This is a genomic window from Thermogymnomonas acidicola JCM 13583, assembly GCF_001316105.1.
Lineage (GTDB): Archaea > Thermoplasmatota > Thermoplasmata > Thermoplasmatales > Thermoplasmataceae > Thermogymnomonas > Thermogymnomonas acidicola.
Genome location: NZ_BBCP01000007.1, coordinates 18146 through 30675, shown reverse-complemented (window position 1 = coordinate 30675; position 12530 = coordinate 18146). Strand labels below are relative to the sequence as shown.

Annotated in this window: 9 protein-coding genes and 6 pseudogenes; 7 read left to right on the top strand and 8 right to left on the bottom strand. The window is 57.1% G+C overall.

Annotated elements, in window-relative coordinates; genetic code table 11:
* Positions 1–9 precede the first annotated feature (9 nt).
* Positions 10–225, top strand: a complete 216-nt coding sequence (locus tag JCM13583_RS06975) for a helix-turn-helix domain-containing protein (protein WP_075057168.1) — start codon at positions 10–12, stop codon at positions 223–225.
* Here the strand turns inward: JCM13583_RS06975 and JCM13583_RS06970 are convergent.
* Positions 198–1086 (bottom strand): annotated as a pseudogene (locus tag JCM13583_RS06970) (Mrp/NBP35 family ATP-binding protein). The gene JCM13583_RS06975 and the pseudogene JCM13583_RS06970 overlap by 28 nt on opposite strands.
* A gap of 392 nt (positions 1087–1478) precedes the next feature.
* Between JCM13583_RS06970 and JCM13583_RS06960 the strand changes: the two are divergent.
* The 3 genes from JCM13583_RS06960 to JCM13583_RS06950 are packed head-to-tail and all read left to right on the top strand — an operon-like array spanning position 1479 to position 3364.
* Complete coding sequence (locus JCM13583_RS06960) at positions 1479–2009, top strand: class I tRNA ligase family protein (protein ID WP_075057166.1); 531 nt, start codon at positions 1479–1481, stop codon at positions 2007–2009.
* The gene (locus tag JCM13583_RS06955) at positions 1939–2283 is read left to right on the top strand and encodes a class I tRNA ligase family protein (protein ID WP_075057165.1); all 345 of its coding nucleotides are present in this window, start codon (positions 1939–1941) and stop codon (positions 2281–2283) included. The genes JCM13583_RS06960 and JCM13583_RS06955 overlap by 71 nt, the downstream gene beginning before the upstream one ends.
* Positions 2216–3364 carry a class I tRNA ligase family protein gene (locus JCM13583_RS06950; RefSeq protein WP_075057164.1) on the top strand — a complete coding sequence of 383 codons (1149 nt, stop codon included), beginning with the start codon at positions 2216–2218 and terminating at the stop codon, positions 3362–3364. Before JCM13583_RS06955 ends, JCM13583_RS06950 begins: the two co-directional genes overlap by 68 nt.
* Here JCM13583_RS06950 and JCM13583_RS06945 read toward each other — a convergent pair.
* From JCM13583_RS06945 to JCM13583_RS06935, 3 genes and pseudogenes are all read right to left on the bottom strand, one after another.
* A pseudogene (locus tag JCM13583_RS06945) lies at positions 3301–4835 on the bottom strand (lysine--tRNA ligase). The gene JCM13583_RS06950 and the pseudogene JCM13583_RS06945 sit on opposite strands and share 64 nt — an antisense overlap.
* Positions 4836–4844: 9 nt before the next feature.
* Positions 4845–5451 (bottom strand): annotated as a pseudogene (locus tag JCM13583_RS06940) (orotate phosphoribosyltransferase-like protein).
* A gap of 301 nt (positions 5452–5752) precedes the next feature.
* Positions 5753–6136, bottom strand: coding sequence for an HIT domain-containing protein (locus JCM13583_RS06935; protein ID WP_162509561.1), 384 nt, complete (start codon positions 6134–6136; stop codon positions 5753–5755).
* Positions 6137–6363: 227 nt separating this feature from the next.
* Here JCM13583_RS06935 and JCM13583_RS06930 point away from each other — a divergent pair, with 227 nt between their 5' ends.
* Entirely contained in the window at positions 6364–6939 is a 576-nt protein-coding gene (locus tag JCM13583_RS06930; RefSeq protein WP_075057163.1) for a GNAT family N-acetyltransferase, read from the top strand.
* A gap of 36 nt (positions 6940–6975) precedes the next feature.
* Positions 6976–7904: pseudogene (locus tag JCM13583_RS06925) on the top strand (radical SAM protein).
* Positions 7905–7908: 4 nt separating this feature from the next.
* Here the strand turns inward: JCM13583_RS06925 and JCM13583_RS06920 are convergent.
* From JCM13583_RS06920 to JCM13583_RS06905, 4 genes and pseudogenes are all read right to left on the bottom strand, one after another.
* Positions 7909–8106 carry a hypothetical protein gene (locus tag JCM13583_RS06920; RefSeq protein ID WP_075057162.1) on the bottom strand — a complete coding sequence of 66 codons (198 nt, stop codon included), beginning with the start codon at positions 8104–8106 and terminating at the stop codon, positions 7909–7911.
* Positions 8103–8312, bottom strand: a complete 210-nt coding sequence (locus JCM13583_RS06915; RefSeq protein ID WP_075057161.1) for a hypothetical protein — start codon at positions 8310–8312, stop codon at positions 8103–8105. Before JCM13583_RS06915 ends, JCM13583_RS06920 begins: the two co-directional genes overlap by 4 nt.
* A pseudogene (locus tag JCM13583_RS06910) lies at positions 8290–9141 on the bottom strand (2-oxoacid ferredoxin oxidoreductase). The gene JCM13583_RS06915 and the pseudogene JCM13583_RS06910 overlap by 23 nt, the downstream one beginning before the upstream one ends.
* Before the next feature lie 5 nt (positions 9142–9146).
* Positions 9147–10930 (bottom strand): annotated as a pseudogene (locus JCM13583_RS06905) (2-oxoacid:acceptor oxidoreductase subunit alpha).
* 216 nt (positions 10931–11146) lie between these two features.
* Between JCM13583_RS06905 and JCM13583_RS06900 the strand changes: the two are divergent.
* A complete protein-coding gene (locus tag JCM13583_RS06900) occupies positions 11147–12526 on the top strand; it encodes an aspartate ammonia-lyase (RefSeq protein ID WP_075057160.1) in 1380 nt (459 codons plus the stop codon).
* The last annotated feature ends 4 nt before the right edge of the window (positions 12527–12530 follow it).

The following is a 12530-nucleotide window of genomic DNA, read 5'->3' as shown; positions in this document are numbered from 1 at the left end:
GCCAGGGTTGTGGAGGTACAGAAGCCAATGGACCTCACGGAGAGGGAGAAGGAGATACTCCTGGAGGCCTACAGGCAGGGGGGGTACTTCGAGCCTGACAGGAGGGTATCGATGACTGAGCTGGCCAGGCAGATGAACATATCCACACCAACACTGTCCGAGGAGATGAGGAGGATAATGAAGAAACTTGTCAGGAACTACATTGAGGAATCCGTGCCGGAATGAGGCTTCTTCTCCACCTGCTCCCTGACCTTCCTCGCTATCTCGTCGAATATTTTCCTCATCTCCTCAGAGTAGACAACAGCCGGTATCCCCTGGTCTGACTTCTCGACCAGTTCAGCGACCAGTGGTATGCGGCCGAGGAACGGGACGCCGTAGGCCTCAGCTGCCTTCTCCCCCCCTCCTCCCCCCCTCTTGAATATATCCACAGTCTGCCCGCAGTGAGGGCATATGAAGCCGCTCATGTTCTCGACTATGCCAAGGACAGGCACCTTGAGCTGGTTTGCGAAGTTTATGGCCTTTTTCGCGTCCAGGAGCGCTATGTCCTGGGGGTGTCACCACTATGACGACCCCCCCGTCAGCATCGATCAGCTGTGATACGCTGAGGGCCTCGTCCCCCCCTGTGCCGGGGGGGCATGTCGATGATCACGTAGTCCCTCTCCCCCCCCACATCACGTCCTCAAGGAACTGCTGTATGGCCTTGTGCCTCAGTGCACCCCCCCTCCATATGACAGCAGTGTCCTCGGTCGGCAGGATGAAGCCCATTGAAACCAGGTCAACACCGTACCTTGTCTTCACGGGCAGTATCTTGTCACCCTGAGCGTAGAGCTTCTCGTTGTCAGCGCCAAGCATCTTCGGGTCGTCAGGGCCGTTTATGTCAGCATCGATCAGCCCGGTTTTCAGGGACTGGTTGGCCAGCGTGACCGCAAGGTTCACGGACACAGTGGACTTGCCCACCCCCCCGCCCTTGCCGCTCATAACCATTATCGTGTGCTTCACGCCCTTATACTTCTGCGACTTCGGCGGCGGCCCTATAATTGGCTGCGGTGGCGGGTTGTTGATCTTAATTGTCCCCCCCTTTGGCATCGGAAGAGTATCTGTTGGCACTATTTTACCTTCTTGAGTGCATTGTGCATCACCCTTATGTCCAGATTACGCATCCACCACCAGGGTGTGTCTCTTGAAGATCCTTGTCAACTGTGCCCTCCCATACGCAAACGGCCCACTGCACCTGGGCCACATAGCTGGAGCTTACCTGGGCGCCGACATATTCGTGCGCTACCACAGGATGGTCGGGGACGATGTCCTCTTCATAAGCGGGAGCGACGAGTACGGCACCCCGATAACGATAACGGCGGACAAGCTCAAGAAGAGCCCCCAGGAGGTGGCTGACTTCTACCACCAGGACCACGAGGAGACATTCAGGGCCCTGGGCATAGAGTTCGACATATTCTCCAGAACGACCTACCCGGAGCACCATGCCACAGTGGCAGAGTTCCTCGACGAGTTCCAGAGGAAGGGCTACCTCTCAGAGGGCACTATGGTCTCAGCGTATTGCCCTGTGGACCAGAGGTTCCTGCCAGACAGGTACGTCCACGGCACGTGCCCGTACTGCGGCTTCAAGGACGCCAGGGGGGGACCAGTGCGATGAGTGCGGCAGGACACTGGACCCGAAGGACCTCCTGGAGCCCAGGTGTAGCATATGCGGCACAGCGCCGGAGTTCAGGGAGAGCAGGCACCTCTTCTTCCGCCTGGACCTGTTCGCAGACAGGCTCATGGAGTGGCTAGACTCGAAGGGCTTCTGGAAGCCAAACGTTCTCGCCTTTACCAGGAACTTCATAGGATCCGGCCTCAGGGAGAGGCCGATAACCAGGGACATAAACTGGGGGGGCGTCCCCCGTGAGGCTCAGGGGGGGCTTCGAGGACAAGAAGGTCTATGTGTGGTTCGAGGCCCTGATAGGCTACATCTCCGCCGCGAGGATACTGTCGGAGAGGAGGGGCAAGCCTGACCTGTGGAAGGAGTACTACATGGACCCGGAGGCCAGGGTGTACTATTTCATCGGCAAGGACAACATACCGTTCCACACAATAATCTGGCCCGCGATGCTGATGGCAAAGGGCGGCATAAACCTGCCATACGATGTGCCTGCCAACGAGTACCTGAGGTTCAGGGGGCCAGCAGTTTTCCAAGAGCAGGGGGGGCATAGGCTTCACGGTGCACGAGGCCCTGAGCGCGGTGCCCAGGGACTACCTGAGGTTCTACATGGCAATGACGCTGCCTGAGAGCGCAGATAGTGACTTCGTCCCTGAAGACCTGGTGGAGAAGGTCAACAGCGAGCTCATAGACAAGTACGGCAACCTGGTGCACCGTGTCGTCTCCCTCTGCAGGAACAACTCCATCGAAAGCCTGGGGGGGCCTCAGGACGGCCTGGACGGGAGGGTGAAGGAAGAGGTGCAGAGGGGGGGCCTTGCAGATTACAGGGACGCACTGGAGCACATCCAGGTCAGGAGGGCGGTGAACAGTTTCCTCTCACTCTCGAAGTTCATCAACGGCTATGTGAACGAGAGCCAGCCCTGGAGGCTACTGAAGGAGGACAGGGAAAGGGGGGGGAGGATGGTGCTGCACACCTGCCTCTACGCCCTGCAGGCCCTGACGGCGATGCTCTACCCTGTGGTGCCTGATGCCGCCAGGAAGGTCTGGGGCATCATAAACCCGGACCGGGAGATCTCGCTGGACGTGAGCGAAGCAACGGTCTTCAGGCCAGCCGGTGGCGAGATACCGTTCAGGAAGATCGACCTGTCATCCATGAACCCGAACTCCCTGGACCTGAGGGTGGCAAGGGTCGTGGATGTGAGGGATCACCCTTCCGCGGACAGGCTCTACCTGTTATCCCTTGACCTGGGCGGCGAGGCCAGGCAGATAGTTGCGGGCCTGAGGAACCACTACAGGCCCGAGCAGCTCAGGGGCAGGAAGATCATAGTTGTCAGGAACCTGAAGAAGAGCAAGATAAGGGGGGGCGAGGTATCTGAGGGCATGATGCTCGCTGCAGACGATGGCCACGGCGTGCACTTCCTGACAGTGGATTCCGATGTGGAGCCAGGCACGCCAGTGTCCCTGGGAGACCTGAACTATAACGGGTCCGGGTCAATAGATGTGGAGGAACTGTCCAGGTTCAACCTAAGGGCTGCAGAACGGCGGGAAGAAATACGTGGTTGCCACCGTGGACGGCAGGGAAAAGAGGCTCATGGCCGGAGATGTGCCTGTTGTCTTCGATGGAGACATAGGTGGAGAGGCAAGAGTCAGGTGATGCAGGCCCTTATCCTCTCCTCCACGAACTCCCTGCTCAGGTTGGAGAGGAAGTAGCCCAGCCTGGGGGGGCCAGTATCCTTTCCTATGAGTATCCTGTAGAACGAGGCGAATGCCTTTGAAGGGGGGGCTATCCCCAGGCCCTTGGCTATCCCGTGGACCCTGTTGTGTATCTCCTCCGCGTCCCACCTTATATCCGGTATGGCCCTAAGGAAAGCCTCCAGCACAGCCTTCTCATCGCCGTCCACGACCACCTTCTCCCCCCCCTGGCAGGAGCGTGAACTTCACCTGCTCGGGGGGCGTATTTTGAAAGCCAGTTCTTCACCACTGATATCTCGAACTCCAGGCCGCCGTCTCCACTGCCCTCCCTGTAACCACTGCGCCTCAGCGCCGCCATGAGGCTATCCCTGTCCTGGTAGATCTGGACAAGCGTCACCAGGTGCCTGAACCTTATGCCGTCTGGCCCGTGTGGGAGATTCCTGATGTACGAAAGCTCGTAGATTGTCCTGAAGTCCTCGTCCTTCAGCGTGTCCAGGCCGTAGTAGGCGTTCTCGTACTTCTCGAACTCATCTATGAGGGAGAGGAGGCCCATGCCCGGGTCGAAGTCTATGTGCCTGGCCGGGTTGGTCTTGGCTATAAGGAACCTGAGTATCTGGGGGGGCGGTGCGAACTCGATCATCTCCGATGCTGCGATGGCCAGGCCCGTGGATGAGTGCATGGCCCCCCCCTTGCCCTTGAGCAGGATCCTCTCGTACATGAGTGGGACGGGTGCCTTATGCCGAATACCTCCTCCGCTATGCGCTTGCCAGTGTCGTAGGAGCCGCCCGCTGCCCCGTGGTCCTTCCCGAAGGGCTCTATGGTCACGCCCAGGGCGTACCACTTTGCCGGCCACTCTACCCTCCAGGGCATCTTGCCCTCGGCCCTCCTTATATCGGCCCTCCCGCTGTGGCCGCATGTGCATGTGTAATAGACATAGGGCCTCTGGTAGCCGGTTACCCTCGTTGTGTTTATCTTGCCGCAGGCAGAGCATATGGGAGAGTAAGGGTACCAGTCCCCCCTCGATCTCCCTCCCGGAGACCTCCTCCAGTATTGCCCTTACCTTCTCCCTGGCGTTGATGACCCGGTCTATGGCGTCCTCGAAGACCCCGCTGCCGTACAGGCCTGAGGTCCTTATGACGCGTGCGCCGACCTCGAGGACTTCCATCACGTGGATGAACGGTGCCAGGAAGTGCTCAGAATAAGTACCGTTGCCGTCAGGTGACGGTATCTTGAAAAGCGGCTTTCCAACGTGCTCCTGGTAGCCCTGGGGGGGAAGGAAGGGATAGACCTTCCGTAAGGGGGGTCCATGTCATCGCACAGGTATATGAAGTCGCTCCTCAGGCCCTTCTTCAGCAGCGCCCTGTGTATCATGTCGCCGGTGAGGATCTCCCTCATGTTCCCGACGTGTATGGGGGCCAGATGGCGATATACCCGTGGAGACCCTGTGGTCTCCCGTGAGGTCCTTGACCAGAGCGTCCGACCAGTGCATGCCTACGACCTATCCTTCCGGGCCCACCAGGCGTGTCCTCAGTATGGATCGGATCTTCACGCCATCTATCTCGTCCACAGGCAGCTTCGAGGCCAGAAGGACTGCCAGCACGACCTTGCCGCCCTCGTCCCTCACGTCCTTGAAAGTCCTCCGGAGTGTCTCGCCGGTGCTCGCAACGTCGTCAATGACCACTATGTTCTTGCCCCCTGACGCCTGCGTAGTTGCTGCTGAACAGGCCCTCCTTCCTTGCCGGGTGCGGCCTGTAGACTATGAGCTCCCTGTCCATGATGTAGGATACCATGGTGGCGAAGGGTATGCCGTTTATGGTTATGCCCAGGATAGAGTCGACCTCGAACTGGGACAGCCTTGATTCCTCCTCTATTATGTCCGCCATTATCTCTGCCACGTGGGCGATCCTACCCCCCCCATAGACCCCCCCGAGGCTCCTCCACCCGATCTTGACGTCCTGTACGACCTTCTCCTTCAGGAATTCCTTGCTCAGTAACCACGTGACCGTGTTCACGGAGAGGTGGAGTTCCGTAGATATCTCCTTATCGGACATGCCCTTGTTCTTAAGCTCCAGCGCCCTCTTGTAGAGCTCCTCAAGACTCTTCATCATACACCACCCTGCTGACCGTCCAGAGCCCCCCCGGACTATGAAGGCCCGGAAGCGTTCCCATTCCCTGTGATGTCCATTACCTCCGTTATCCCGGAGACCTCGGGCCACGCCATCCTGCAGGTCCGGTGCGGCAGACCGGCACCCACTCCAGGTGATCCAGGCCCATGGGGGGGCCTCACCCCAGCCTTTAAGCCCTGGCTCAGCGGTTGTTATTTTCTTGAAAATAAAAACATTTCCATAGGGAAGCGCTAGCCGGTCCGTGGAACTCTGGGGGGGCGCACTGACAGTGTGGCCTGCCCTATTCCAGCACTATGTCCTCCACCACGTGGTCACCCCAGTCCCTGTGGAGCTGTTCCCTTATCTTATCCGCCGTCTCCCTGAGCTCCTCCAGCATGACCCTCCTCCTCCCCCCCCACTGCAGCTGCCTGTCACACCACCTGGGGATCACGTGCAGGTGGTAATGCATCACGACCTGGTTGGCACATGGGCCGTTGTTCTGCCCTATGTTCACGGCGTCGGCACCCATGGCCACCATGGCGGACCTGGCAAGCTTCTTGGCCACGCTCTGCACCTTGAGGAAAGCGAGCATGTCTATATCGAATATGTTCTCGAAGTGGCCTCCGGGACCACCAGGAGATGCCCTGGCTCCACGGAGCATGGTCCATGAACGCAACGACGCCATCCTCCTTCAGGATCACCGCTGCTCCTGCTCTCCCTTTGATATCCTGCAGAAGACGCAGTCACTCCTCTGGAACACGGAGAAGCTGCTCATCCAACCACTCTCTTGACCGTGATCGGCGGACACGAAGGCCCACCAGTCAAGATTGTAACACAGCGTTTAAATTTTATTTCACCGACGAGGGGGGGTGCAAAAGTATATCTAATATGCATGAAATAATACGTGGCCGGATGTTCTGGAAGAGCAAGGCACAGAACGAGGACGAGATAATAGTGAGGCAGGCCAACCCTTCCGATGCGAGGGGGGGGATAATAAGCTGCATGCAGAGCGTTATGGATGAGAGGAAGTACCTGGTCAGCGAGTATTACCTGCTAACAGAGAGGGGGGGTGAGCAGGAGAGGATAAGGAATCCGGATGACCTGACCCTTGTGTGCGAGCACAGGAAGGAGATTGTTGGTGTCCTCACGGTGCAGAGGGGGGGCATGTACAGGAAGAACAGGCACGTGGGGGGGACCATGGGCATAGCGATAAAGGCCGGCTACAGGCACAGGGGGGGCCTCGGCACCAGGATGATCACTGAGGCCATAGAGTGGTGCAGGAAGCAGGGCATACTCAAGCTCAACCTCGAGGTGTTCTCATCGAACACGAACGCCATTAGCCTCTACGAGAAGATAGGCTTCGAGAGGGAGGGCGTCAGGAGGAAACAGTTCATAATAGACGGCGAATATGTGGACGATATCCTAATGACGTACTGGACCATGCCCGAGGTACTCAATGGCGGCGTTGAAGGGCAACAAAAACAATAAATGTCAGTTTTTACTGCATGGCTTGTTATGAAGACGATGATCTGGAACATCGACTACTTCTGCAACCTCAGGTGCAAGAGCTGCAACGCCTGGCAGGGCAGGATATTCTTCCCTGAGGAACTCATAGACAAGCACATTTCAGAGATGAAGGCCAACGGCATCAAGATCGTTTCCCTCACTGGCGGTGAGCCAACCCTAAACAGGTCGGTCGAGACCATAGCAAGGAAGCTGAAGGAGAACGGTTTCCTGACGCACATAGCCACAAACGGCACGAACCCCCCCTACGTCCTGCGCAAGCTCTACCCTTACCTCGACGGTATAACGATATCACTTGACAGCAACGTGCCGGAGGAACACAACGCCTACAGAGGCTCAAGATATTCGATACGGTGGTGAAGACGATCAAGGAGGCGAGGAAGAAGGTAAAGATACTCACCGTCAACATGCTTGTCACCAACTTCAACTACTTCAAGGTTGGCGAAATGGCAGAGTTTGCAAACAACGAGCTGGGCGCCCCCCCGCTCTCCATGTGCTTCCCCGATCAGAGTGCATACTACTTCCAGGACTTCCAGGTCACCAACGACATGATCAGGCAGGCGTTCCTCTACGCCTACGAGAACTATGACAGGCACGTGTTCGGCAACACGAGGAGCTACTACAAGGAGGCTGTGGACTACATAGACGGAAAGCCCGTGACCAGGTGCAGGGCCGGCGAGGTTGTCATGTACACAGACTACATGGGCAGGGTGCACCCGTGCTTCACGCACGTTGAGGTGGTGCAGAACAAGAAGCCAAAGTGGGAGACTTACGAGAACAACTGCAACGAGTGCTTCACCCAGTGCTTCAGGGAGCCCTCCATGGGCAGGTTCTGGGAGGACGCAAAGCTCGTCTCGAGGATATGGTGGTACAACCACGTGAAGATGCGTGAGATACCTGCGCAGCTCGTTGCTGCGGCAACCTCGTAAAGGCCTATTTTTTCAAATATGTTTCAAAAAGGTAGTCTATAAGCCTGTTGACTTCCTCATCTTTTTTCCCAAGGCTCCTCTCATACATTGACCTGAGGCCCACTAGCCTCAGGCTCTCCCTGAAGACTGTGTCCCTCAGATCGACGATCTCGAGGTTCAGCCTGGAAATTGAGGAACTGAGGCCAAGGGCCTCCAGCATCATCCTTGTTCTAGCCTGAGAGCGTCCCTGAGCCTCCTCTGGGCCTCCCTTATCCTCTCCAGGTCCGCCTGAAGACGTCTGACCTCATCCTCCAGAGAAGCCTTCCTCCTCTTCAGCTCCTGTAGCAGTGCTTCCTGCTCGGCATCGCTCATTGAGGACAGCCCGGAGAGGTCCATTGGGAGCCTCTCAGAGGAACTCCTCCAGGACATCCTGCGGTATTGGCCTCACTTCCCTCTCTATGGGCGGCTTCTCGCTGAGCACCGGATCGAGCTCCTCGTACCTCTTGTCCGTGTTCTCGTATATTATGCCGATTGGTATCCTGTCACCCCCCCACTCCAGGGCGAGCCTGTAGGCCTCCTCGAAGTTTGATGTGTCATGCTGCGGCTTGTAGACCCTCTTCCTGAAGAAGTCGTAGGTGTTGATCTTGTTGTATGTGACGCAGGGGGGGCTCATCACGTCTATGAAGCAAAGCCTTGTGCTGTATGCCCTTCTTTATGACCTCCTTCAGGTGCAGGGCATCTCCGGAAAAGGCTCTGGCAACAAACGTCGCGCCTGCGGCCAGTGCAAAGGTCAGCGGGTTCACCGGCTTCTCCACGTTGCCGTCAGGTGTGGACTTCGTCACCATGCCTATCTGCGACGTGGGCGACGCCTGGCCTGTTGTGAGGCCGAATATCTGGTTGTCCGACACTATGTATGTTATGTCCACGTTCCTCTTCGCTGTGTGGTAGAAGTGCTGCGTTCCCTCGAAGAACCCGTCACCGTCCCCACCGTAGCTATGACCGTCAGCTTCGGGTTCGCCCACTTTATGGCAGAGGCAACGGGCAGCAGCCTTCCATGGATGCCGTGGAAGCCGTACCAGTTGGCGTACTCCGGCAGGTTGCTGGAGCAGCCTATTCCAGACACGACCACTGCGTCCTTCGGCTCGATGCCCAGCTCGACAAGCGCGCCCTGGATTGCCGAGAGCTGCGCGAAGTTGCCGCAGCCAGGGCACCAGTCAGGCCTGACCCTCCCCCCCTTGTAGTCGTTGAGTGTGACCATTACCATCACCTCTTCACCGTAACCGTGACGGCTATCTTCTTCTCGATCTCATCTGCAAGGGCCCTGGGTAGAAGCTCTCTCCGTCATACTTCGTTACGAGCTCCGTCTGGACCAGGAACTCCGACCTCAGGAGCCTTGCGAACTGGCCAGAGAAGTTGTTCTCTACCACTATTATCTTCTTCTTTCCCCCCCTGAGGAGATCGCCTATGTCAGGGTTCAGCGGGAATACGTGGTTGACCTCTATGGCACCGACCTTTATGCCCCCCCTCTCCCTGAGTATGTCTATCGCCTCTTCAACGACACCTCTGGTGCCGCCCCCCCACTGGACCACGGCGTACTCCGCGTCCTCGTACCTGTAGGTCTCTGTGGGCGGTATCTCCTTGAGGTAGGTCTGCAGCTTCCTCATCCTCTTCTCCATCTGTTCCCTCCTCGGGGGGGTCGGATCGGTTACTGCATCGCTCACCACGTCGCCGTACTCGTTGTGCTCATCTGAATCCTCATTGTGCATGAGGCCACTCATACCAGGTATTGCCCTGGGAGATATGCCGTCGTCGGTCAGCGCGTACCTCTTGTAGTCTGGCGTGTTCTCCTCGGCGTACTTGCCCCCCCTCTCAATGCGCACACTTGTGTCCAGGTTCTCCACTGTCTCATAGTGCTCAGCTATGTAGAGGTCTGACATGAGTATGACCGGCGTCTGGTATTTCTCAGCCAGGTTCAGCGCCTCCCTGGCGAGGTCATATGCGTCCTTCACGTCCCTGGCAGCCAGCACGATCCTGGGGGAAGTCGCCCTGTGATGCCCCCCCGAGGACCAGGTTCAGGTCGCCCTGCTCTGTCTTTGTTGGAAGGCCTGTCGATGGGCCTGCCCTCTGTGCCTCGTAGACAACGAGAGGCACCTCCATCATGCCAGCCATTCCCAGGGCCTCAACCATCAGTGAGAAACCACCGCCAGATGATCCGGTCATGGCCCTCACGCCAGCGTAGTTGGCGCCTATGGCCATGTTTATGGCGGATATCTCGTCCTCCGGGATCTTCACAAAGACGCCGAACTTCTTGGCATGCGATGCGAGGAAGTGCAGCGCAGAAGAGGCGGGCGTCATGGGGTAGCCGAAGTACATTTTCAGGCCTGCGCTCACCGCACCTAGGCCCACTGCCTCTCCACCGCTTATCAGGTAGTACCTCTTGTTCGAGGTCTTCAGCTTCTTGTTGAGCTTCTTGAAGTTCTTCAGGTAATACTCGTAGCCCTCCTTCGCCGCGTTCACGTTCTGCTCTGCCACCTCCCCCCTTGTTGCCAAACTGGTCCCGGATCACTCCGGCGAGGACCTCAAAGTCCATCCCGATTGATGCCATGGCAGCGCCTATGGCAACCGTGTTCTTCATGAGGGCGTTCCTGCTGTACTTCGACGCTATTGAGGTAAGCGGCATGGAGACGTAGTTGACCTTCTCCTGCTTGTACCCCCCCTTGATGGAGTCGTCGAAGATCGCGATCCCGTCCTCGGAGAGTGGCGACGCACCACCCTCGTTTATGTTGGGGGTTTGTGTGTCTCTCAAGCGCGTCCTTGTTGAGTGCAATGAGGATATCTAAACCATCGCCCTGTGACTTGACCTTCCTGTCTGAGGCCCTGACCTGGTACCAACTGTACCCTCCCCCCCTGATGATGCTCTGATAGTAATTGTAAGTGTTCACGTGGAGGCCACTTCTGGAAAAGGTTTTGGCCAGTATGAGACCGGCAGACTGGACACCATCACCGGCAGCTCCGCCCACCCTTATTATAACCTCATCCGGTTTCATTCGATCACCTGTTAGCCCGAATCTCCTTGAAGGCTCACTTGCTGTCCTTCGTATTGTTCCTTGCTATTTAACTGTTTTTTGATTTTTTTCAAATAAAAGTGCAAAAATGAGCTCCGCCCGCAGACAGTCCTCCGGAAACGGCCGCTGGTGTTGTGAAAATATCTATCCCGGGCCGGAAAATCGCCATCGATTTATACGTTCATTCTATGACAGTGCATGAAGAGGATAGAGAGGGACGTTCTGGGAGAAGTGGAGATAGACGACAGCTGCTACTACGGTGTCAACACCGCACGTGCAGTAGACAATTTCCGCATCTCTGGCCTAAGGGCAGACGCGGATCACATAATCTCAATGGTGACAATTAAGGAGGCCGCCGCCATCGCGAACTGGAAGGGCGGCCGCCTGAGCGAGGATAGGAAGGACGCCATAGTGAAGGCCTGCGAGAGGATCAGGGCAGGCGAGCTCCATGACCAGTTTGTGATCGATGTATACCAGGCGGGTGCCGGAACATCGTTCAACATGAATGCAAATGAGGTGATAGCGAACCTTGCCCTCACCATAGCCGGAAGGAAGAAGGGCGAGTATGAGTACATCCATCCCAACGACCACGTGAACATGAGCCAGTCCACAAACGACGCTTTCCCGACCATGATGAGGATTACGGCTGTGAAGAAGGCCCACAGGCTCAGGGACGAGGTGGAGATGCTCATCGATTCGTTCAAGAAAAAGGCACAGGAGTTCAAGGACGTTGTGAAGCCGGGCAGGACGCACCTGCAGGACGCAGCGCCAGTGACACTCGGTCTGGAATTCTCGGCATGGGCCTACACGATGGAGAAGAACATGAGGGAACTGGACAGCGCCATAGACTACCTGATGGAGCTCAACATAGGTGGTACCGCAGTGGGCACAGGCATAAACACTTCCCCCCCGAACTACAAGCACAACGTGGTGGCAGAGATATCCAGGATAACTGGCTACAACTTCCGGGAGAGCGATAACCTGCCGGGCATAATGGAGTTCATGACCGACTTCTCGAGGCTAATGAACGCTGTCACTAACATGGCACTGGACATAAACAAGATATCCAACGACATAAGGCTCCTCTACTCCGGCCCGGGCGCCGGGCTGCACGAGATAACGATACCCGCTGTGCAGCAGGGCTCCTCCATAATGCCTGGCAAGGTCAACCCCTCCATTGCGGAAGCGATGAACATGATATGCCACTCTGTGATCGGAGCGCAGCAGGCGGTTAACTTTTCGGTTCAGGCGGGGGGGCAGCTGGAACTTAACGTGATGATGCCTAACATAGACTACGAGCTGTCGAGGTCCCTGGACATAATGCGCAACGGCCTCAGGATGTTCCGCACAAAGCTCATAGACGGCATACAGGCCAACAGGGAGGCCTGCAAGGAACACCTCTCCAAGAGCTTCGGCTCAGCCGCTCTCCTTAACCCGTACCTCGGCTACGACAGCGTGGCCAAGATTGTCATGGAATCCCTGCACACAGGGAAGTCAATAAAGGAGCTCGCACTGGCAACTGGGAAGATCACGGAGAAGCAATTCGACGAGATCATGAGCAGCGGGATCCCAAAGTGACCAC